This is a genomic window from Micromonospora sp. DT229 (genome assembly GCF_049844505.1).
GTDB lineage: Bacteria > Actinomycetota > Actinomycetes > Mycobacteriales > Micromonosporaceae > Micromonospora.
In genome coordinates, this window is record NZ_JBNCLD010000012.1 from 54,756 (window position 1) to 75,707 (window position 20,952).

The following is a 20,952-nucleotide window of genomic DNA, read 5'->3' on the forward strand; positions in this document are numbered from 1 at the left end:
TGGTGAGCCGGGCGGTACGCCACCGGCCGACCGGGCCGCACCCGCTGGAGGCGGTCACGACGCCACCGGCCCGGGCAGGTTGAGGGCGGGCGGGTTGGCGCCGAGCGGGTTGGCGCCGAGCGGATCGGCGCCGGGCGGGTTTGCGCCGAGCAGCCGCTCGACGTACTTGGCCAACACGTCCACCTCCAGGTTGACCGGGTCGCCGACAGCCCGGGTGCCCAGGGTGGTCAGCGCCAGGGTGGTCGGGATCAGGCCGACGGTGAACCAGTCGGTGCCGACCTCGGCCACGGTCAGCGAGACCCCGTCGATGGTGATCGAGCCCTTCTCCACCACGTACCGCGACAGCCCCGTCGGCAGCCGGAACCGGACGGTCTCCCAGCGGGATGCGGGCTCCCGGGCCAGCACCTCACCGACGCCGTCGACATGCCCCTGCACCAGGTGTCCGCCGAGACGGCTGCCCAGCGCGGCGGCCCGCTCCAGGTTGACCCGGTCGGAGGCCCGCAGCCCGCCCAGGGCCGAACGGCGCAGGGTCTCCCCCATCACGTCTGCGGTGAACACCCCGCCGTCGACCTCGACGACGGTCAGGCAGACGCCGTTTACCGCGATCGAGTCGCCGTGGCGAGCGTCGGAGGTGACCAGAGGGCCACGGACCGCGACCAGAACGGAATCCTGCGCCGTCGGGGTGACCCCGACGACCTCGCCCAGTTCCTCGACGATGCCGGTGAACATGCCTAGCCCTCCCTCTTGCGGGGTGACGCGGTGATCCGTAGATCGGGGCCGATCTGCGTAACGTCGATGATCTCCAGGTCGATGGCCTCGGCGATGGTGGTCACACCCGCGTCGACCAGGGCGGCCGGGCCGGCGCCGAGCAGTCGGGGGGCCAGATAGCCGACCACCCGGTCGACCAGGCCGGCGGCCAGGAAGGCCCCGGCGAGCCTGGGCCCGCCCTCCAGCAGCACCGCCCGTACCCCCCGGGTGTGCAGGGCGGCCAGCAGCGCGGGCAGGTCCACCCCGCCCTCCGGGCCGGCACCCACCTCGGCCGCGGTGGCGATCCAGGTGCGGGCCGCACCGTCGCGGACCTGGGCGTCGGCCGGGGTACGCCCGGCGGAGTCGACCACCACCCGCAGGGGCTGCCGGATGGCCAGGCTGCCGTCGCGCAGGTTGCGTACGGTCAGCCGGGGGTCGTCGGCCAGGACGGTGCCCACCCCGACGAGCACCGCGTCGACGGTCGCGCGCAGCGCGTGCACGTCCATCCGGGCCGCCTCGGAGGTGATCCACATGCTGGTGCCGTCGGCCGCCGCGGAGCGGCCGTCCAGGGTCGCCGCGTACTTCCAGATCACGTAGGGCCAGCCCCGGCGCATGGCGGTCAGCCAGGCGATGTTGCCCTGTTCCGCCTCGGCGGCACGGACCCCCAGGTCCACCCGGACACCGGCGGCCCGCAGGGTGGCCGCACCCCCGGCCGCCACCGGGGTGGGGTCGGGCACCGCGATGACCACCCGCGCCACCTGGGCCTGCACCAGGGCGTTGCTGCACGGGCCGGTACGCCCGGTGTGGTCGCAGGGTTCCAGGGTGACCACGGCGGTGCCGCCCTTCGCCCGGTCACCGGCCTGGGCCAGCGCGACGATCTCGGCATGCGGCCCACCGGCGTACGCGTGGAAGCCCTCGCCGACGACCTCGCCGTCGGCGTCGAGCAGCACGCAGCCGACCACGGGATTGGGACTTGTCGTGCCGAGCCCGCGCGCCGCGAGTTCGATCGCGCGACGCATCGCCTCGTCCACGGAGACGCTCGCCATCGCCTGGTCCCTGCCCTCTCGCTGGTCCTGGCGCGGGCGGGAGAGGGGATCAGGCATGCGGCGGAGTCCAGGAACGGCACAGCCGCCCCCGGGCGGGTGGGTGCGCACGCCGAGATCCGGCGAGCACCGACCCTTCCGATCCGCGCGCTGTCTCCCATCCGGACTGTCTGGGCGCGGACGGACCGCACCCAACCGTCGGCCCCGGATTCTCACCAGGTCCACCGGGCGGACTAACCGCTCCCGGGTCGCGGGCTTACCACGGTCAGACCGTGGATCACCGCCGGTTCGGAATTACACCGAGTCCCGCCAGCGCGTGGTGGGTACTGAGGGAAAGTCTTACACGTAGGGCGGGTGATTTGGCCAGCCCGGCGAGCTACTTCACATGACGGTTACCCGGCTCACCGACACTGCGCCGACGGTCCACCGCCACGTACGAACCGGGCTGGCTCTTGGCCACGGTTTTCATTTCCGAAGCAATCGTCATGGCCTCAAGTGGGCTGGTCAGACGCTTGTCGGAGTCGGATACGCAGACCCCGATGGACAGGGTCACCAAGGCCGCTTTTCGGATGTTTCCCCGCCGGTCCTTCAGTTCCACGTACCCCCGTTCGCGGTCGGTGGGGTCGTAGAGGGCGTCCGCCGCCTTCTCGAATTGTGCGGATACCCGGGAGGTCAGCGGCAGGACCTGATCCGGGGTGCAGACGAAGACGAAATCGTCCCCACCGACATGCCCCAGGAAGGCCGGCGGCGGGGCCACCGAGACCACCGCCTGATGCAGGGTGCGGGCCAACGCGGAGATGAAGTCGTCGCCCCGGACGAACCCGTACCGGTCGTTGACGCTCTTGAACCGGTCGATGTCGATGTAGCCCACCGCGTAGTCCGTGCCGGTACGGACCCGATCGGCGATCTCCCGCCGGATGCGGCTGTTGCCCGGTAGCCCGGTGAGCGGGGAGACCTCCCGGAACTCCTTGTTGCGGCGCAGCGTCGAGGTGACCCGGGCCAGCAGTTCCAGGGTGTCGAAGGGCTTGACCAGATAGTCGTCCGCGCCCGCGCTGAGCCCGTTGACCTTGTCCTGGGTCATCCCCTTGGCGGTCAGCATGATCACCGGCAGGACGGCCGTCATCGGATCGGCCCGCAGCCGCCGGGTCAACTCCAGGCCGTCGATGCGGGGCATCATCAGGTCGACCACGGCCAGATCGGGACGCTGACGGGCGATCAGCTCCAACGCCTCCTGACCGTCGCCGGCCAGCATGACCTCGAAACCGTGCAACCGCAGGTTGAACTCGACGAAACGGGCGATGTCCTCGTCGTCGTCGACGACGAGGATCACGTCCTTGCGATCGCCGGCGGCCTCCACCTCACTGCCCGTCGACCGCGCGCTCCGCCAACCCCCGCAGTCGGCGTACCGCCTCGGCCGGATCGTCCGCCCCGTAGACCGCGGTCCCGGCGACGAAGGCGTCGGCACCGGCCGCGGCGGCCTGCTCGATGGTGTCGGCGGCGATCCCGCCGTCCACCTCGATGCGCAGTTCCAGGTGACCGGCGTCGCGGTGCCGGCGGGCGGCGCGGACCTTGTCCAGCAGTTGCGGAATGAACCGCTGGCCACCGAACCCGGCCTTGATGGTCATCACCAGCAGGGTGTCGAAGTGGGGCAGCAGGTCCAGGTACGGCTCGATCGGGGTGTCCCGGTCGATCGCCAGTCCGGCCTTGGCCCCGGCCGCGCGCAGGTCCTTGGCCAGCGCCACCGGATCGTCACACGCCTCGGCGTGGAAGGTGACGTTGTAGGCCCCGGCGTCGGCGTAGCCGGGCGCCCACCGATGCGGATCGTTGATCATCAGGTGGACGTCGAAGGGTAGTTCGGTGGCGGCGCGCAGACTCTGCACCACCGGCAGCCCGATGGTCAGGTTCGGTACGAAGTGGTTGTCCATCACGTCCACGTGCAGCCAGTCCGCGGCGTTCTCGACGGCGCGGACCTCCTCGGCGAGGCGGGCGAAATCGGCGGCGAGGATGCTGGGCGCGACGATCAGCGGCGGTACGGTCACCGGGCCAGTGTACGAAGGCGGTGACCGGCCGCCGGCAGCACGGCACCGAACCGGACACCACGTGACCCAGAGGTGACCAATGGTGCAGAATGACACCCTCCGGAGACGGAGGCACGCGAAATGGTGATTTCCGACTGGCCGGAGCGCCGAATCGCGGCGACACTCCATCCGGGACGGTGACGGTAACCTGCTGGCCGTGGGCACGGGAGCCGCAGCCGGGCACCGGCTCCCGGAAAGGGCGGACGATGCGACGCTGGTTCGCGGCGCTGGCGTTGGCCAGTGCGGCTGTGATTGCGTTGAGTGGCTGCGTACGGCAGGGCGCGACGGACGGCGACCTCACCGACGACTGGCCGGCCATGCGGGCACCGACGATGTTCGTCCCGGCCACGGACGCCTGCCTACCCCGGGTCACCGCGATCGTGCAGGCGAGCACCTACGAGACCGTGGACTGCGCCCGCAACCATCTGGCCGAGGCGGTGCACGTCGGCGCCTTCACCGGTGCGGCGGCCCGTGGCCCACGCCCCTCCCCCGGTTCCGCGGCCCTGCGCGCCGCCCGTGCCGAGTGCGACCAGCGGGCCCGACTGGTCCTCGGTGGCGACTGGCATGTCGCCCGCCTGACCCTGAACATCGCCCTGCCGTCGGTGTCGGCCTGGAACGGCGGCGCGCGGTGGTTCCGGTGCGACCTGAGCGAGACCGACAGCATCGACAACACCCGGCCGGTCAACCGCACCGGCAGTCTGCGTGGCGCGCTGATCGGTGACCCGCCCCTGGTGCACCGCTGCTTCGACCCGAAACTGATCGGCAACAGCCTGAACTACATGGCCCCCGTGCTGTGCACCGAACCGCACGGCGCCGAGTTCGTCGGGGTCTACATCGAGCGGGACATGACCTGGGAGGAGTTCAGCAGGTCCGCCGGCCAGGCACACCGCCGCTGCATGTCGCTGATCGCCGCGTACGCGGACGTGCCCAACAACTCCGACCTGCCCTACCGCGCCGGCTCGATCTTCTACCCGCCCTCCCAGCGGGAGTGGGAGGAGGGCGACCGGGGGGTGCGGTGTCTGTTGTGGAGCGACGACCGCAAGCTCACCGGATCGATGCGGGGGGTCGGCCCGCAAGGGCTCCCGGTGACCTGAGGGTGCCGTATGCTGCCGCTGCGCGTGCGGGGTGAACGGGTACGGGGGAGGTCTACGGATGCGACGGTGGCTGACCGGAATCGCACTGGGCACTGTGGTGGCCCTGGCGCTCGGCGGCTGCACGAGACCGGAGGGGACCGACGGTGATCTCAGCGACGACTGGGCGCCGATGGCGGCACCGGTGGTGTTCACCCCCGCGGCACAGACCTGTCACCCCCAGCCTGTGGTGGTCGGTCATCTCCGCGACTACGCCCCGGTGCCCTGCGATCAACCGCACCGGGTCGAGACCATGCACGTCGGCACCCTGCCCGAGACCGACGAGAAGGAGCCACCGACCGCCGGCAGCGCCCTGATGCGGACCGCCTTCACCGAGTGCGACCAGCAGGTACGCAAAGCCCTCGGCGCCGACTGGCGGATCGGCCGGGTCAGGTTGAGTGTGGTCCTGCCCTCGCCGCAGGGGTGGACCGGCGGAGCACGCTGGTTCCGCTGCGACGTTCGCGAACTGTCCGACCTGGAGGACTCGACTACGGTACGCCGCACCGCCAGCCTGGCCGGGGCCCTGTCCGGGTCCTCGCCCCTGCGGTACGGGTGTTTCCAGGCCAAGGCCGACGGCAACCAGGTCACCGAGATGGTCGCCGTGAAGTGCACGGCACGGCACCGGGCCGAGTTCGTCGGTGTCTGGAAGGCCCCGAAAAGCAGCTACGAGGCCTTCCTGAACAACTCCACCCGGAACCATCGGGCCTGCCGCAGCCTGGTCGCCAAGTACGCCAAGGTGCCGGACGACGGCAACCTCGAGTACCGCACCGGCACCATCTTCTACCACCCCGACGAGGACGAGTGGCGCAGCGGCGACCGGGGGGTGCAGTGCTTCATGTGGAGCAACCGGCGGGTGCTGGACCGTTCGGTGAAGGGGGCCGGCAGCCGAGCCCTGCCGATCACCTGAGGCGACCGGCGGGCTCGGCGTCAACCCGTCCCGCGAGCGGTCAGCCGCGGCGCAGCATGGCGAGGAACATGGCGTCCGTGCCGTGCCGATGCGGCCACAACTGCACCGTGGGCCCGTCCCCGAGACCCGGCATCCCCGCCGGCATCAGCGGCCGGGCGTCGACGAAGTCCACCGGGGTGCCACTGCGACGGGCCGCCTCGGTGACGGTCACATGGGTCTCCACGGTGTGCGGTGAACAGGTCACGTAGGCCACCACCCCACCCGGGCGGACCGCTCGGAGCCCGGCGGTGAGCAACTCACGCTGCAACCGGGTCAACGCCGGCAGATCCGAGGGCTGGCGGCGCCACCGCGACTCCGGTCGACGGCGCAGGGAACCCAGACCGGTGCACGGGGCGTCGACGAGCACCCGGTCGAAGTGCCCCTCCGGCAGCTTCGGCTCGTCACCTACCAGCCGTCCGTCGGTGTGCAACACCGTCACCGGCAGGCCCCGGGTGGCGTTCTCGACGAGTCGCGCCCGATGCTCGGTCACCTCCACCGCGGTCAGCCGGGCGTCGCGCTGGGCCGCGAGGGCACCGAGCAGCCCGGACTTGCCACCCGGCCCGGCACACAGATCGAGCCAGCGGCCGTCCGGGCCCTCCACCGGTGCCTGCACCAGGGCGGCGGCCACCAGTTGGGAACCCTCGTCCTGGACGTGGGCCCGCCCGTCGACCACCGCGGCCAGGTCCCCGGGAGCGCCGCCGGCCAGATAGACCGCGTACGGCGAGAAGGCACCCGGGGCGCCACCGGAGGCGTCGGCCAACTCGACCGGATCGGCCAGACCCGGCCGGGCGCACAGGTGCACCGGCGGACGTTCGTTGTTCTCGATCAGCAGCCGGGTGGTCTCGCCGAGGTCCCCGCCGAGCGCCTCCGCGAAGGCCCGGATGATCCACTGTGGATGGCTGTGGGCCAGGGCCAGGTGACCGATCGGGTCGGTCTCCATCGACGGCGCCAGACGGGCCACCCACTTGTCGATGTCAGATGCCGAGACCTCGCGCAACACCGCGTTGGCGAACCCGGTGGCCCCCTGACCGACCATCCGCACCAGGTCGACCGTCGAGGAGACGGCCGCGTGCGGGGGCACCCGGGTGTGCAGCAGCTGGTACGCGCCGATGCGCAGGGCGTCGCGTACCGGCGGGTCGATGCGCTCCACGTCTCGACCGGCCGCGGCGGTGAGGATCGCGTCCAGGGTGCCGGAGTGCCGCAGCGTGCCGTAGGTCAGCTCGGTGGCGAAGGCGGCATCCCGCCCGTACAGCCCCTCGTCCCGCAGGATCGCCGGCAGCACCAGGTTGGCGTACGCGTCGTCCCGGTTGACCGCGGCGACGGCCTGGTATGCGGCGTACCGGGGGCGGTCCATGGCCGGGCGCGGGGCACGCGGGCCCCGACGGTCCGTCTCCCGGCGGGGTGCGGCGTCCCTCACGCGAAGTCCTCCCCTGCACTGACCCGGACGCCCCGCGCCCAGTCGGTGGCCGGCATGGCCCGTTTGCCGGCCGCCCGCACCTCGCCCAGGCGGATCGGGACGGTAGCCGTGCCGACGAGTACCCGCGACTTCTCCACCAGCAGCTCACCGGGCTTGAGGGCGGCGGCGTCGGGTGCCGCTACGACCGGTCCCAGCTTCACCCGCTCGCCCCGGAAGGTCGTCCAGGGTCCGGGTGCCGGGGTGCAGGCGCGGATCCGGCGGTCCACCGCGAAGGCCGGGTCGGACCAACGGACCCGGGCGTCCTCCACGGTCAGCTTCGGTGCCAGGGTGACCCCCTCGGCGGGCTGGGGCTCGGCCCGCGCGGTGCCGTCCTCCAAGGCGTCCAGCACCGCCACCAGCAGACCGGCACCGGAGTGGGCCAACCGCTCCAGCAGGTCACCGGAGGTGTCGGCCGGCCGGATCTCGTCCGTGAGGGTGCCGTAGACCGGGCCGGTGTCCAGCCCCTCCTCCAGTTGGAAGACGCTGGCCCCGGTGATCTCGTCACCGTGCAGCACCGCGTGCTGCACGGGCGCGGCCCCCCGCCAGGCAGGCAGCAGCGAGAAGTGCAGGTTCACCCAGCCCAGCCGGGGGATCTCCAGCGCCACCGGCGGCACCAGCGCCCCGTAGGCCACCACCGGTACGCAGTCCGGGGCCAGCTCGCGCAGCCGGTCCAGGAACTCCGGCTCACGGGGGCGGGCCGGGGTGAGCACCTCGATGCCGTGCTCGTCGGCCCAGGCACCCACCGGGGAGCGGACCAGGCCGCGACCGCGACCGGCCGGGGCGTCCGGGCGGGTGACCACGGCGACCAGCTCGTGCCGGGACTCGGCGACGGCGGCCAGGGCGGGTACGGCGACGGCCGGGGTTCCGGCGAAGATCACATGCATTCCGGTCACCGCCCCAGACCGAAAGGGCTGCCGGCGGTGTGCGGGCTCAGCTTCACCGTGGGCGGGGCGGCGTCGTCGTACCACTCGGCCTGGCGGATGGCCTTCATCGCCTCCTTGCGACCGGCCGGGTCCAGCCGGTCGATGAACAGCACGCCGTCGAGGTGGTCGGTCTCGTGCTGCACGCAGCGGGCCATCAGGCCGGTGCCGACGATCTGAAGGGGGTCACCGTAGCCGTTGAAGCCCTTGGCGACGACGTTCTGCCGGCGCTTGGTGTCGAAGTACATGCCGGGGATGGACAGGCAGCCCTCCGGGCCGTCCTGCTCCTCGGCGTCCGGGAACTCCAGCACCGGGTTCACCAGGTGGCCCACCACGTCGTCGACGTCGAAGGTGAACACCCGCAGGCCCACGCCGAGCTGCGGCGCGGCGAGACCCGCCCCGCTGCTGTCACGCATGGTGTCGGTCAGGTCGGCGATGAGCTTGCGCAGCTCGACGTCGAAATCGACCACCGGATCGGCCGGCGTGCGCAGCACCGGATCGCCGAACAGACGGATGGGCTGGACGGTCACGCGGTTTGACTCCTTAGCGGCGGACGGCAGTGCCTGACCAGTCTACGGAGTGTCCGGGGCCGACCCGACCGGCGCATCATGATCGAGGAGCGGGGCCGACTCACCCACGGTGACCGGCAGGGTGTCGTACCCGCGCAGGGTCAGCCGCAGCCGACGCCGGGGAGTACCGGACAGGGCCAGCGCGGGCAGCCGGCGCAGCAGCCGGGTGAAGGCGACCTGGCCCTCCAGCCGGGCCAGCCCGGCACCCAGGCAGTAGTGCGGGCCGGCCCCGAAGGACAACGGGTTCAGCAGCGCCCGCCAGGGATCGAAGCGGGCCGGGTCCGGGTAGCGCCGGGGGTCGCGGTTGGCCGCCCCGAGCAGCAGCAGGACCCAGCTGCCGGCGGGCAGCTCCATCCCACCGACCCGCAGGGTCTCGCTGCTGGTCCGGCTGGTCAGCTGGACCGGCGAGTCGTAGCGGAGCAGTTCGTCGACGTACGCCGGGGCGTGCTCCGGGTGTCCCCGCAGCACCTCGGCGGCGGTGGGATGGGCCAGCAGCACCGCCAGGCCGTTGCCCAGCAGGTTGGTGGTGGTCTCGAAGCCCGCGACCAGCAGGACCACGAGGTTGGCCAGCAGTTCGTCGCCGGTGAGCCGGTCACCGGCGTCGTGCACCTGCACCAGAGCGGTGGTCAGGTCGTCGGCCGGGCTGCGCCGACGGGCCGCCACCAGCTCGGTGAAGTAGCCGACCAGTTCGGCGGCGCCCGCGTCGGCCGCCGCCAGGTCCTCCCCGGAGATCTCGGGTTCCAGAATGCCGACGAGATCGGCCGCCCACCGCCGGAACAACGGGCGGTCGACGGCGGGCACCCCGAGCAGGGCGCAGATCACCGCGACCGGCAGCGGATAGGCGAACTCGGCCATGAAGTCGACCGGCCCGTCGGCCGCCGCCATCGCCTCGATCAACTCGTCGGCCTGGGCGGCCACCACTGCTCGCATGGCCGCGATCCGACGTGGGGTGAAGGCCCCTGCGGCGAGTCGACGCATCCGGCTGTGATCCGGCGGGTTGGTCTGCAGCATCGACCGGGCGATCGTCGACATGGCCAGACTCTGCCGCCACTGCGGCGCGAGGACCTCGCGGACCCGGTCGTCGGACACCCACAGCCGGGGATCCCGCAGGAGTTCGTCGGCCTCGGGATAGCCGGTGACCGCGTACATGCCCAGACCGACCTGGACCACCGGCCCGTGGGCGCGCAACCGTTCGTAGCCCGGATAGGGGTCCAGGCGCCCCTGGGGCGACATGAGGGCCGCGAAGATCTCCGCAGGGTCCATCAGAGCCTCCCCGGGTATCGAAGGCTCCATCATGCCCGCCGCCCGCCAGCCGAAGACACCCGCAGACCGGAGGCACCCTGCCGACCGGTCCGTCGGGGTGGCGACGGGCCTCGGTCAGCCGATGCCGCCGGGCTCCCCGGCCAGCACCGCGTCCCCGGCGAGCAGGGCGTGCTCCGGCAGGGGCAGGCGGATGTCGTGCGCCGCCTCCCAGTCGTGGATCAGGCTGGGGCGGGCCTGCGCGGCGAAGAAGTCGACCGCGCTGGTCGTACCCACCACCGGCTCGTCGACCTCGGCGACCAGGCGACCGGGGACCATCCGGAAGCCGTTGCGCAGGGCGGCGCTGAGCCGCCGGTGCCCGTTGACCACGAAGAAGTACTCACCGGTGTAGCCGATCTCCAGCGGCTCCAGGCCGGTCTCGCCGGCCTCGGCCACCTCCTCGACGAGGGTCGGGTCCGAGTCCCACAGCCCGCGCAGGCCGGAGACGTCCTCGGTCGGGTAGACCCGCGCCGGGTCCAGCAGCAGCAGCGGCGGCGCCCCCCGCAGCACCTCGGGAGCCAGCCGCCCCTCGTACGCGTCGATGATCCGCTCGATCACCTCGCCGGCCGCTGCCCGGGTGGTGTCGCAGACCAGGTCGTAGTTGCGCAGCCGGGCCTTGTCCACGCCGTAGCGGACCAGGAACCGGCCCCGCTCGCTCTCGCTGCGCTCCCGGAGTCTGGCCTTGGCCTCCTCCATGGAGGTGTAGCTCTCGGCCGGCCCGGAGGGACGCAGCAACACCCGGCGGGCCGCCTCACCCGGCTCGGTGATCATGTGCACCTTGAGGGCGTCGGTGAAGAAGTGCCAGGCCAGCCGCGAGTCCATGACCAGGCTCTCACCGGAGGCGGCGATGTCGCGCTGGAGCTGGTCGACATAGCCGTCGACGGCCTGGTCCAGCTCGGCGTGCAGATTCAGCTGAAGGGCGGTCATCTGACGCTCCTGGGCCATCTGCCGGTAGAGGTCACCGACACTGACCCGGCGCAGCCCCAGCCGCTTGGAGATCTCCACGGACACGGTGCTCTTGCCGCTGCCGAGGTCACCGTTGAAGACGATCGACTGACGAACGGTCACGACTGGCCCACCTTTGATCACGGCTGAATTGAAGCATCGATTTCGCGCCGGACCGACGCGGTCGCGCCGTCCTGCGACTACCCCTACCCTGCGCGCCTGCCGCCGCACCGTGACCTGGAGCGGTCGTGCGCCCCGGCATGACGGGCGACTCTATCACCTTCGACGGGACGGTCCCGAAGACACGACCAGCGACGGGAGCATCGCCACAGAGGGAGTTGATCGCCTCACATATGGCGACAATTACCGTGCCGGGCATCACACCCCGTGATCACCCGACCGTACGGGGGTGTCGGGGTCAGAACATCGCCAGGGGGTCGATCTGCAGGCGTACCGGATCGGCCGCCTTCCGGGCGCTGCGCACCCCGGCCGCGGCGTGCAACGCCTCGGCCAACGCGGCGGCCCGGGCCCGGGGCACCCGGATCAGCATCCGCTCCCGCTCACCGTCGGCCGGCACCGGACCGAGCAGTTGCGCCTGCTCGGGCAGGCGGGCCTGCGCCAACAGATCGGCCACTGCCTCCGGAACACCGGTCAGGCTGGCCATCCGCACCGCCGGCGGAAAGCCCAGTTCCCGCCGCTCGGCCAACTCCCGGGCGGCGAACCAGGCGGGATCCCAACGCAGCAGAGCCTGCACCGGGGCCAGGGCGCCGTCGGCGACCACCACCACCCGGCCGCCCTCGGCAGCCGGCCGGGCCAGCGCGGCCGCCGCCGTCCAACGCCGCAGCGCCTCCTCCCCCGCGCGCAGATCGGCCCGGGTGAGCAGGGCCCAGGTGTCCAGCAGCAGCACCGCCCCGTAACCACCGACGGCGACCGGCTCGGCCCCCGGGGTGGCGATCACCAGTCCCGGACCGCCGGGGACCTCCACCAGCACCTCCTCGCGCCCGGAGGTGCGTACCGACACCCCGGGGAAGGCCCGGCCCAACTCCTCCGCGGTGCGTCGGGCCCCGGTGACGGAGGCCCGCAGCCGCCGTCCATGGCAGTGCGGGCAGGCGTACGCGGCCGCCACCCGAGCACACCAGCGACAGTGCGGGGCCCCACCGGCCGACGGCAGTGCCAACGGCCCGGCGCAGTGCGGACAGCGGGCCGGGGTACGACAGTCGTCACAGGCCACCGACGGCAGGTAACCCCGCCGGGGCACCTGCACCAGCACCGGAGACTCCGCCCGTAGCGCCTCCCGGGCGGCGGTCCAGGCCAGGCTGGGCAGCCGGGCGGTCGCCGCCCCCGGGTCACGGGCCAACTGGGGGTCGTCACCGGTCGGCGCGACCGCCGGGGCCCGCGCCCGCAGCACCTCCCGGGTCGCCACCACCTCCCGGGCCCACCCGGTCTCCACCAGCAGCTGCGCCTCGGCGGTACGGGTGTAGCCGCCGACCAGCGCCGCGGCCTCGTCCAGGTGAGCGCGGGTGAGCAGCACCTCACGGGCGTGCGGGTACGGAGCCCGGGGCTCGGCGTGCAGGTCGTCGCCGTCGTCCCAGATGGCCACCAGGCCCAGCCGGGACACCGGGGCGAACATCGCGGCCCGGGTACCGATGACCACCGGGGCATCCTGGTGGCGGGCGGTGAGGAAGGCGCGGTACCGGCGGGCCGGACCCAGCGCGGCGGACAGGCAGACGTGTCGGTCCGGTCCCAGGGTGGCGGTCAGGGCGGCGTCCAGCCGATCCAGGTCCCGGCCGTCGGCGACCACCACCAGGGCGCCCCGACCGGCGGCCACGGTGGCCGCCACCGCGGTGGCGTACCTCGCCGCCCAGTCCTCCCCCGGCAGGGCCGACCAGACGGCCCGGGGTGCCCGCCCGTCGGCGAGCGCCCGCAGCAGGGCCGGCCCGGCCGGGTAGTCCCCCCACCCCCCCGGCTCCGGCCCGCCCGACCCGCTCGGCTCGGCGGGCTCGCCCGGATCGGCGGGCTCGCCCGGATCGGCGGGCTCGCCCGGATCGGCGGTCGAGTCGGTCGGGGGTTGCCCGGTAGCGGTGCGGGCCAGGAAATCCTTCTCCACCCGGGCGTGCCGGGGTGGGACGGCCAGGCGCAGCACGTCGGCCAGGCTGCCGGCGTACCGGTCGGCGACCGCACGGGCCAGCCGACGCACCTCGGCGGCGAGCACCGGCACCGGCGAGACCACCTTCTCCAGGTACGCCAGCCGGGGATGCGCTGAGCTGTCCAGCCGCTCCAGCAGCCAGCCGTCGACCAACTGGCCGGCGAAGCGCACCTTGACCCGTACCCCCGGGCGTGCCTCGGCGTCCAGCGCCTGCGGGACCAGGTAGTCGAAGGGACGGTCCAGGTGGGGCAGCGGCACATCGACACAGACACGAGCGACCGGCGACCCGTCCGCGGGTCGCCGGTCGTCTCGCCTGGTGCCGGTCAGGCTCCCGCGGCCGACTTGAGGTCGGCGGCCCGGTCGGTGCTCTCCCAGGTCAGCTCCGGCAGTTCCCGGCCGAAGTGACCGTAGGCGGCGGTCTGCGCGTAGATCGGACGCAGCAGGTGCAGGTCCCGGATGATCGCGGCCGGGCGCAGGTCGAAGACCTCCTTGACGGCCTTCTCGATCGAGGCCACCGGCACGGTCTCGGTGCCGAAGGTCTCGATGAACAGGCTCACCGGGTGGGCCTTGCCGATGGCGTAGGCGACCTGCGCCTCGCAGCGCTCCGCCAGGCCGGCGGCGACCACGTTCTTGGCCACCCAACGCATCGCGTACGCGGCCGAGCGGTCGACCTTCGAGGGGTCCTTGCCGGAGAAGGCGCCACCGCCGTGCCGGGCGTAGCCGCCGTAGGTGTCGACGATGATCTTCCGCCCGGTCAGGCCGGCGTCGCCCATCGGGCCACCGATCTCGAAGCGGCCGGTCGGGTTGACCAGCAGCCGGTAGCCCTCGGTGTCCAGGCTCAGGCCCTCCAGCTCCGGGGCGATGACGTGGTCCCGGACGTCCGGGGTCAGCAGCGACTCCAGGGAGATGTCGGCGGCGTGCTGGCTGGAGACCACGACGGTGTTGAGGCGTACCGGCCGCAGGCCCTCGTACTCGATGGTGACCTGGGTCTTGCCGTCCGGACGCAGGTAGGGGACGGTGCCGTCCTTGCGGACCGCGGCCAGGCGACGGGCCAGGCGGTGCGCCAAGGCGATCGGCAGCGGCATCAGCTCCGGGGTCTCGGAGCAGGCGAAGCCGAACATCATGCCCTGGTCGCCGGCGCCCTGCGCGTCCAGTGCGCTCTCCGAGGCGCCGGTGCGCAACTCGAAGGCGTTGTCGACACCCTGCGCGATGTCCGGCGACTGGGCACCGATCGAGACGCTGACGCCGCAGGAGGCGCCGTCGAAGCCCTTCTTCGACGAGTCGTAGCCGATGCCGAGGATGGTCTCCCGCACGATGGTCGGGATGTCGGCGTACGCCTTGGTGGTCACCTCGCCCGCGACGTGCACCTGACCAGTGGTGATCAGGGTCTCCACCGCCACCCGGCTGTGCGGGTCCTGGCTGAGGAGGGCGTCGAGGATGCCGTCACTGATCTGGTCGGCAATCTTGTCCGGGTGGCCTTCCGTGACCGATTCGGACGTAAATAGGCGGCGTGTCACGGCACTCCTAAGTCAGTGGAAGTCGTTGGGAGTCAGTGGATGTCGTTGGGCGGCAGTGTAGTCACCAAACGGTACGGCTACGTAGATCGCCGGCTAGGGGAGCACTCTTACGGAGGATCGCCCCGAAAGCCTGACGACAACCAGATCCCACACCTCGTCGGCAAGCTCCTCCTTGGACTGTTCGGCCAACCGGGTGACCGAACCCTCCACGTCGATCACGGTGGCCGCGTTCGTGTCCGCACCGAAGACCTTGTCCAGCCCCACCTCGTTGATGACGATCAGGTCGGCCCGCTTCCGGGCCAGCTTGGCCCGGCCGTTGGCCTCGGCGTCACCGGTCTCGGCGGCGAAGACCACCAGCACCTGTCCCGGCCGCCGCCGCTGGCCCAACTCGGCGGCGATGTCCGGGTTGGTGACCAGTTCGATGGTCGGCGCCACCCCGTCGTCCGCCTTCTTGATCTTGCCAGGGGCGTAGCTGGCGGGTCGGAAATCCGACGGAGCCGCCGCCATCACCACCACCTCGGCGTCGGCCGCGGCCCGCACCGTGGCCTCCCGCAACTCGGCGGTGGTGCCCACCCGGATCAGGTCCACCCCGGCCGGATCGGGCAGCGACACGTTGGCCGAGATCAAGGTGACCCGGGCACCCCGGGCCACCGCGGCGCGGGCGAAGGCGTAGCCCTGCTTGCCGGAGGAGCGGTTACCCAGGAAGCGCACCGGGTCCAGGGGTTCCCGGGTGCCTCCGGCGGTGACCAGCACGTGCCGGCCGGCCAGGTCGGCCGGGGCGGTCGCGCCCCGGGCCAGGGTCCGGCGGGCGACCGCGAAGATCTCCGCCGGATCGGGCAGCCGGCCCTTGCCGGTGTCGGCCCCGGTCAGCCGTCCCACGGCGGGCTCGATGACCCGTACCCCCCGGCGCCGCAGGGTCGCCACATTGTCGACCGTGGCGGGGTGCTCCCACATCTCGGTGTGCATGGCCGGCGCCAGCAGCACCGGGCAGCGGGCCGTGAGCAGGGTGTTGGTGAGCAGGTCGTCGGCGATGCCGTGGGCGGCCTTGGCCAACAGGTCGGCGGTGGTGGGTGCGACCACCACCAGGTCGGCCTGCTGCCCCAGGCGCACGTGCGGCACCTCGTGCACGTCGGCCCAGACCTCCTCGGTCACCGGCTGACCGGAGAGCGCGGCCCAGGTCGGGGCGCCGACGAACCGCAGCGCGGCGGCGGTCGGCACGACCCGCACCTGGTGTCCCGACTCGGTGAACAGCCGCAGCAGTTCACACGCCTTGTACGCGGCGATCCCGCCGCCGACCCCGAGGATGATCCGGGCGCTCATCGCACGCGGAGGGATTACGGCTGGTCGGTCGGCTCAGCGGTGAGCAGGCCCGCGTTGATCTCCCGCATCGCGATGGAGAGCGGCTTCTCCTGAGGGGTGGTCTCGACCAGCGGACCGACGTACTCCAACAGACCCTCACCGAGCTGGCTGTAGTAGGCGTTGACCTGACGCGCGCGCTTGGCCGCGAAGATGACCAGGGCGTACTTCGACGTCGTCTTCTCCAGAAGCTCGTCGATCGGCGGGTTGGTGATGCCTTCTGGGTTGGCGATGGATCCCACGGATTAACCTCTGCGTCTTTCGCACGGACCGCGCTAGCGCGGTGCCGGCGCTCAACCGCGCGGGCGCGGCCGGGCCGGAGCCAGGAAGGAAGAACCGATGAATCCTACCAGTTCGCCCACGACCCGCTCCGTGCGGTCGTACGACATGGTGTGGTCGAAGGCCGACACCACGGTCGGGGCCGGCATTCGGCCGGGCGGGTGGAGCAACACCAGTCGGGCCTGCGGCCAGGCGGCCCGCACCAGCAGGGCCCCGTCCAGATCCAGGGGCAACAGGACCGGCACTCCGGCGGCGAGCCGGCTGCGCAGCGGGGCGATCTCGGTGCCTCGGCGATGCGCGCCCAACCGGCTCCACTCCAGCAGTTCGCCCGCGGCCAGGCGGCGGTCGAACTCCGGCGGGGTCAGGAAGTGACGATCGACCCCGTCGCGCTCGCCCTCACGTCGGGGTCGGGTGGTGGCCGTGATCGGCCGCCACACGGACGGAGAACGCGCCCGGACCAACTCGACGACACTCTCCCTACCGGCACCGGATGGGCCAGCCAGGACAGTGAGCCGAGCCGCCGGGCGCGTCTCGTCATCCAAGCTCACTGCTTGTTTCTACACGCAGCCTCGCTCAGTTGGCAGCGAACTCCCCAAGCAGGGCCTTGCGCTGCTGCTCGCCGAGGCCACGCAGGCGACGGCTCTCGGCGATCTTGAGCTTCTCCATGATCTGGGTGGCCCGGATCTTGCCGATGCCCGGCATCGCCTGCAGCACGGCCGACACCTTGAGCTTGCCGACGACATCGTCGGACTCGGCCCGCGCAAGAACGGCGCCGAGGGTGGTCTTGCCCTGCTTGAGCTGCTCCTTCAGCTCGGCACGGGCTTTGCGGATCTCCGCAGCCTTCTCCAGCGCGGCTGCGCGCTGCTCGGGGGTCAGTGACGGGAGCGGCACCAGTTCTCCTCAGGTCCCTATCGCGACGGGCGGGACGCACCGCCGCATCTGTGAAACGTGGTGTCGCTGTGAACCAAGGGGTTCCCAGCGCCGGGAAAACTAGCGGTCAACGGAGCTTTCGGCAACGTGGGCGCGCGATGATCACCACAAAGTGACCGAGCCATCAGTCAGTCATGACATCCTCAGCGCGGCCTGGCAGTCGGTTACCGCCCGGTCAGCTGCGGCCCGCAGAGCATCCGGGTGTGGGCCCGCTCCCAACACCTCTCGGGAGTACGACGGCAGCACGGCGGGCAGGCTGGAACCGAACACCACCCGCAGATCGGCCGCCGTGGCACCCTGCGCCCCGAGGCCCGGCGCCAGCAACGGACCGTTCATCGCCGACAGGTCGCAGCCGGTCTCGCCGACGGTCGCCCCGATCACCGCACCGATACTCCCGAGCGGCTCCGCACCCGCGTTGAGCTGCGCAATCTCGTCGATCACCGTCTGCGCCACGGTGCGCCCGTCGGCCGTCGTGGCCCGCTGGACCGCGGCACCCTCAGGGTTGGAGGTGAGCGCCAGGACGAAGACCCCGCCGCCGTGTTCGGCGGCCAGTTCGAACATGGGGGCGAGCGATCCGACCCCCAGGAACGGGCTTGCCGTCACCGCGTCGACATGCATGGGGCTGGATGGATCAAGGTACGCCGACGCGTACGCGTGGACGGTCGAGCCGATGTCGCCGCGCTTGACGTCGAGCAGAACGAGAGCGCCGCGCTCGCGCAACTGTCGGATAGTTGACTCAAGCACCGCCACACCGTGGGACCCGAATCGCTCGAAGAACGCCGACTGGGGCTTCACCACCGCAACTCGGTCACCGAGGGCGTCCACGACCGTCGCGGCGAAGCGGCTCAGCCCTTCGACGTCGTCGGCGAGGCCCCAGCGGGCCAGCAGGGCCGGATGCGGGTCGATGCCGACGCAGAGCGGACCCCGTTCACGGACGGCCCGGTGCAGTCGGGTGCCGAAGCTCTCCATCCTTCGCGCCTTTCTCTCAGTGCTCAACTTGCCCTGTTCGGCTACTCAATTGCGGAACCCAGGCCGGGACCGACTACTCAGGCGACCCGGGCCGCCGCACCGATAGCCGCCGTGATCAGTGCCAGGTCGGCGTCCTCGGTGAGGTACGGCGGCATCGTGTAGATCAGGTCCCGGAAGGGGCGCAGCCACACTCCCGCCGCCACCGCCGCGGCGGTGGCGGCGGCCATGTCGACCTCGTGGTCGAGTTGCACCACGCCGATGCCGCCGAGCACCCGGACATCCGCCACCCCCGGTGCGCCGCGCAACGGTTCCAGACCGGCCCGCAGGTTGCGCTCGAGCCGGGCCACCTGCCCGGCCCAGTCCTCACTGGACAGCAGGCCCAGCGAGGCGTTGGCGACCGCACAGGCCAGCGGGTTGCCCATGAAGGTCGGCCCGTGTGCCAGCACCCCACCGGCCCGGATGCCGGCCGCGACCTCGGGGGTGCACAGCGCGGCGGCCAGGGTCAGGTAGCCGCCGGTGAGGGCCTTGCCGACACACATCACGTCCGGAACCACTGCGGCGTGCTCGGCGGCGAACATCGCCCCGGTACGCCCGAACCCGGTGGCGATCTCGTCGAAGATGAGCAGCACCCCGTGCGCCCGGGTCACCTCGCGCAGCACCCGCAGATAGTGGGGATTGTGGAACCGCATCCCCCCGGCCCCCTGCACCACCGGCTCGACGATCACCGCGGCCAACTCGTCGGCGTGCCGCTGCACCGCCTCGACCAGCGCGGCCTCGTACCCCGGATCGACGGGTGTGTCGAAGCCGCCCGGCGGCACCGGGGCGAACACCTGCCGGGGCAGCACCTCGCCCCAGAGATGATGCATGCCCCCCTCGGGGTCGCAGACGCTCATCGGGTGGAAGGTGTCCCCGTGGTAGCCACCCCGCCAGGTGCCCAACCGTCGGCGCTGCGGCCGGCCGGTGGCCCGCTGGTACTGAAGGCACATCTTGATCGCCACCTCGACGCTGACCGAGCCCGAGTCGGCCAGGAACACGTGCTCCAGCCCCTCGGGTGCCAACTCGACGAGGGTGCGGGCCAGCTCGACGGCGGGGGCGTGGGTCAGTCCGCCGAACATGACATGACTCATCCGGCCCAGCTGGTCGGTCACCGCGGCATCCAGCACGGGATGCCGGTAGCCGTGGATCGCCGCCCACCACGACGACATCCCGTCGACCAGCTCACGCCCGTCCGCCAGCCGCAGCCGCACCCCCTGGGCACCCTCGACCAGGTACGGCGTCATGGCCGGCGGCAGGGTCGCGTACGGATGCCAGACGTGCGCGGCGTCAGCGGCGAGAATCTCCTCCGGCCTCACCGGGTCTCCCCTCCGGCACCGGCGAGGTGGCCGCTCCGAACCGCCCGCACCCGGCGCCCGTCGCTCGTACACCTCGGTAGGTGGGTCGGGCCGGCCGCTGTCTCCCCCTCAGGTCCGGCACCGCCCGCTCCACCGTGGTCTGTCATCGTGTGGTGGTGGCCGGTCGCGGGGCGGTCGCCGCCGCGCGGGCGACCGCACGGGGCAGGGCCGGACCGCGGTAGATGAAGCCGGTGTAGAGCTGCACCAGACTGGCGCCGGCGTCGAACATCCGGGCCGCGTCGTCGGGGTGGACGATGCCGCCCACCCCGATGATCGGCAGCCGTCCGCCGGTCTCGCGGTGGACGAAGGAGACCACCTGCCGGGCCCGGTCGGTCAGCGGTCGACCGGACAGGCCGCCCGCCTCCCCGGCCCGCGGCTGGTCGCTCGGGGCCAGGCCCTCGCGGCCCAGTGTGGTGTTCGTGGCGATCACCCCGGCGGCCCCCCGCGCCAGACACACCTCCAGCAGTTCGGCGATGGCGGGCTCGGTGAGATCCGGGGCGATCTTCACCAGCACGGGCTTCTCCCCCACCAGGGCGGCCAGCAGGGCGTCCAGGTGGTCCCGGTCCTGAAGGGCGCGCAGGCCGGGGGTGTTCGGTGAGGAGACGTTGACCGCGAAGTAGTCGCCGTGCCCACGCAAGGCGCGGTACGACGCCTGGTAGTCGGTCACCGCCTCCTCCAGCGGTGTCACCTTGGACTTGCCCAGGGAGATCCCCAGGGGTACGCCCAACGGACGGGGCAACGCCGCCAGCCGGGCCGCCAGGGCCTCGGCTCCGGCGTTGTTGAAGCCCATCCGGTTGATCACCGCCTCGCTGTCCGGCAGGCGGAACAGCCGGGGCCGGGGGTTGCCGGGCTGCGGGTGGGCCGTCACCGTACCGACCTCGACGAAGCCGAAGCCCAGGGCCGGCCAGGCCGGCAGCGCCGCCCCGTCCTTGTCCATCCCGGCGGCCAGTCCGACCGGGTTCGGAAACCGCACCCCGAACACCGTGCGGGGTGCGGCCACCGCGTACCGGGCCCGCAGCACCGCCAACGCCGCCGGCATCCGCGACAGGGCGCTCAACCGCCGCAACGTCCACTCATGGGCCGCCTCCGCGTCCCCGCCCCCGACCCGGAACAACCCCCGCCGAACCGTCCGCTCAAACATCACCCTCCCCCTTCCCCCGCGCCGCCCCCCCGTTGATCATGAGGTTGACGGCGGTGTGGATCTCCGCCACTGCCGCCAACCTCATGATCA

At 72.2% G+C, this 20,952-nt stretch carries 20 protein-coding genes and 1 riboswitch; of the genes, 2 read left to right on the forward strand and 18 right to left on the reverse strand.

Going from position 1 to position 20,952, the window contains the following annotated elements; genetic code table 11:
• Window positions 1-54: 54 nt before the first annotated feature.
• The 4 genes from ACLQ2T_RS19395 to rpe all read right to left on the reverse strand — a co-directional run bounded on the left by ACLQ2T_RS19395 (window position 55) and on the right by rpe (window position 3,829).
• Entirely contained in the window at window positions 55-729 is a 675-nt protein-coding gene (locus tag ACLQ2T_RS19395) for a riboflavin synthase (protein WP_425767763.1), read from the reverse strand.
• A gap of 2 nt (window positions 730-731) precedes the next feature.
• Window positions 732-1,793 carry a bifunctional diaminohydroxyphosphoribosylaminopyrimidine deaminase/5-amino-6-(5-phosphoribosylamino)uracil reductase RibD gene (gene ribD, locus ACLQ2T_RS19400; protein ID WP_425767764.1) on the reverse strand — a complete coding sequence of 354 codons (1,062 nt, stop codon included), beginning with the start codon at window positions 1,791-1,793 and terminating at the stop codon, window positions 732-734.
• A 142-nt stretch (window positions 1,794-1,935) separates the two neighbouring features.
• Window positions 1,936-2,108: riboswitch (FMN riboswitch) on the reverse strand.
• A gap of 58 nt (window positions 2,109-2,166) precedes the next feature.
• The gene (locus ACLQ2T_RS19405; protein ID WP_425767765.1) at window positions 2,167-3,147 is read right to left on the reverse strand and encodes a GGDEF domain-containing response regulator; all 981 of its coding nucleotides are present in this window, start codon (window positions 3,145-3,147) and stop codon (window positions 2,167-2,169) included.
• Between the two features lies 1 nt (window position 3,148).
• Entirely contained in the window at window positions 3,149-3,829 is a 681-nt protein-coding gene (gene rpe, locus ACLQ2T_RS19410; RefSeq protein ID WP_425767766.1) for a ribulose-phosphate 3-epimerase, read from the reverse strand.
• Between the two features lie 245 nt (window positions 3,830-4,074).
• Here rpe and ACLQ2T_RS19415 point away from each other — a divergent pair, with 245 nt between their 5' ends.
• On the forward strand, window positions 4,075-4,962 hold the full coding sequence (locus tag ACLQ2T_RS19415) for a septum formation family protein (RefSeq protein ID WP_425767767.1): 888 nt from the start codon (window positions 4,075-4,077) through the stop codon (window positions 4,960-4,962).
• A gap of 58 nt (window positions 4,963-5,020) precedes the next feature.
• Window positions 5,021-5,905 carry a septum formation family protein gene (locus ACLQ2T_RS19420; RefSeq protein ID WP_425767768.1) on the forward strand — a complete coding sequence of 295 codons (885 nt, stop codon included), beginning with the start codon at window positions 5,021-5,023 and terminating at the stop codon, window positions 5,903-5,905.
• Window positions 5,906-5,945: 40 nt separating this feature from the next.
• Here the strand turns inward: ACLQ2T_RS19420 and ACLQ2T_RS19425 are convergent, their stop codons facing one another.
• The 14 genes from ACLQ2T_RS19425 to ACLQ2T_RS19490 all read right to left on the reverse strand — a co-directional run bounded on the left by ACLQ2T_RS19425 (window position 5,946) and on the right by ACLQ2T_RS19490 (window position 20,865).
• Window positions 5,946-7,361, reverse strand: a complete 1,416-nt coding sequence (locus ACLQ2T_RS19425) for an RsmB/NOP family class I SAM-dependent RNA methyltransferase (protein WP_425767769.1) — start codon at window positions 7,359-7,361, stop codon at window positions 5,946-5,948.
• Entirely contained in the window at window positions 7,358-8,284 is a 927-nt protein-coding gene (gene fmt / locus ACLQ2T_RS19430) for a methionyl-tRNA formyltransferase (protein WP_425767846.1), read from the reverse strand. Before fmt ends, ACLQ2T_RS19425 begins: the two co-directional genes overlap by 4 nt.
• Window positions 8,285-8,289: 5 nt before the next feature.
• The gene (gene def, locus ACLQ2T_RS19435) at window positions 8,290-8,850 is read right to left on the reverse strand and encodes a peptide deformylase (protein ID WP_425767770.1); all 561 of its coding nucleotides are present in this window, start codon (window positions 8,848-8,850) and stop codon (window positions 8,290-8,292) included.
• Between the two features lie 42 nt (window positions 8,851-8,892).
• Window positions 8,893-10,152: a cytochrome P450 gene (locus ACLQ2T_RS19440; protein ID WP_425767771.1), complete on the reverse strand. Its 1,260-nt coding sequence runs from the start codon at window positions 10,150-10,152 to the stop codon at window positions 8,893-8,895.
• Window positions 10,153-10,266: 114 nt separating this feature from the next.
• On the reverse strand, window positions 10,267-11,256 hold the full coding sequence (locus tag ACLQ2T_RS19445) for an AAA family ATPase (protein ID WP_425767772.1): 990 nt from the start codon (window positions 11,254-11,256) through the stop codon (window positions 10,267-10,269).
• A 295-nt stretch (window positions 11,257-11,551) separates the two neighbouring features.
• Complete coding sequence (locus ACLQ2T_RS19450) at window positions 11,552-13,537, reverse strand: primosomal protein N' (protein WP_425767773.1); 1,986 nt, start codon at window positions 13,535-13,537, stop codon at window positions 11,552-11,554.
• 65 nt (window positions 13,538-13,602) lie between these two features.
• Window positions 13,603-14,796: a methionine adenosyltransferase gene (metK, locus tag ACLQ2T_RS19455; protein ID WP_425767774.1), complete on the reverse strand. Its 1,194-nt coding sequence runs from the start codon at window positions 14,794-14,796 to the stop codon at window positions 13,603-13,605.
• A 93-nt stretch (window positions 14,797-14,889) separates the two neighbouring features.
• On the reverse strand, window positions 14,890-16,116 hold the full coding sequence (gene coaBC, locus ACLQ2T_RS19460) for a bifunctional phosphopantothenoylcysteine decarboxylase/phosphopantothenate--cysteine ligase CoaBC (RefSeq protein WP_425767775.1): 1,227 nt from the start codon (window positions 16,114-16,116) through the stop codon (window positions 14,890-14,892).
• A 14-nt stretch (window positions 16,117-16,130) separates the two neighbouring features.
• Complete coding sequence (gene rpoZ / locus ACLQ2T_RS19465) at window positions 16,131-16,394, reverse strand: DNA-directed RNA polymerase subunit omega (RefSeq protein WP_007075826.1); 264 nt, start codon at window positions 16,392-16,394, stop codon at window positions 16,131-16,133.
• Window positions 16,395-16,445: 51 nt separating this feature from the next.
• Complete coding sequence (locus ACLQ2T_RS19470) at window positions 16,446-16,979, reverse strand: guanylate kinase (protein WP_425767776.1); 534 nt, start codon at window positions 16,977-16,979, stop codon at window positions 16,446-16,448.
• 25 nt (window positions 16,980-17,004) lie between these two features.
• Complete coding sequence (gene mihF, locus ACLQ2T_RS19475) at window positions 17,005-17,322, reverse strand: integration host factor, actinobacterial type (protein WP_327026741.1); 318 nt, start codon at window positions 17,320-17,322, stop codon at window positions 17,005-17,007.
• A gap of 171 nt (window positions 17,323-17,493) precedes the next feature.
• Complete coding sequence (gene pyrF / locus ACLQ2T_RS19480) at window positions 17,494-18,330, reverse strand: orotidine-5'-phosphate decarboxylase (protein WP_425767777.1); 837 nt, start codon at window positions 18,328-18,330, stop codon at window positions 17,494-17,496.
• 77 nt (window positions 18,331-18,407) lie between these two features.
• Window positions 18,408-19,682, reverse strand: coding sequence for an adenosylmethionine--8-amino-7-oxononanoate transaminase (locus tag ACLQ2T_RS19485; RefSeq protein ID WP_425767778.1), 1,275 nt, complete (start codon window positions 19,680-19,682; stop codon window positions 18,408-18,410).
• Window positions 19,683-19,824: 142 nt separating this feature from the next.
• The gene (locus tag ACLQ2T_RS19490) at window positions 19,825-20,865 is read right to left on the reverse strand and encodes a quinone-dependent dihydroorotate dehydrogenase (protein ID WP_425767779.1); all 1,041 of its coding nucleotides are present in this window, start codon (window positions 20,863-20,865) and stop codon (window positions 19,825-19,827) included.
• Between the last annotated feature and the right edge of the window lie 87 nt (window positions 20,866-20,952).

What these genes read in the sequence shown, in the direction of transcription:
- fmt (WP_425767846.1), bottom strand. Translation starts at nt 8,284, where the DNA reads ATGCATGTGATCTTCGCCGGAACCCCGGCCGTCGCCGTACCCGCCCTG.
- ACLQ2T_RS19420 (WP_425767768.1), top strand. Translation starts at nt 5,021, where the DNA reads ATGCGACGGTGGCTGACCGGAATCGCACTGGGCACTGTGGTGGCCCTG.
- ACLQ2T_RS19415 (WP_425767767.1), top strand. Translation starts at nt 4,075, where the DNA reads ATGCGACGCTGGTTCGCGGCGCTGGCGTTGGCCAGTGCGGCTGTGATT.
- pyrF (WP_425767777.1), bottom strand. Translation starts at nt 18,330, where the DNA reads ATGGAGAGCTTCGGCACCCGACTGCACCGGGCCGTCCGTGAACGGGGT.
- ribD (WP_425767764.1), bottom strand. Translation starts at nt 1,793, where the DNA reads ATGGCGAGCGTCTCCGTGGACGAGGCGATGCGTCGCGCGATCGAACTC.
- ACLQ2T_RS19395 (WP_425767763.1), bottom strand. Translation starts at nt 729, where the DNA reads ATGTTCACCGGCATCGTCGAGGAACTGGGCGAGGTCGTCGGGGTCACC.
- ACLQ2T_RS19440 (WP_425767771.1), bottom strand. Translation starts at nt 10,152, where the DNA reads ATGGACCCTGCGGAGATCTTCGCGGCCCTCATGTCGCCCCAGGGGCGC.
- coaBC (WP_425767775.1), bottom strand. Translation starts at nt 16,116, where the DNA reads ATGAGCGCCCGGATCATCCTCGGGGTCGGCGGCGGGATCGCCGCGTAC.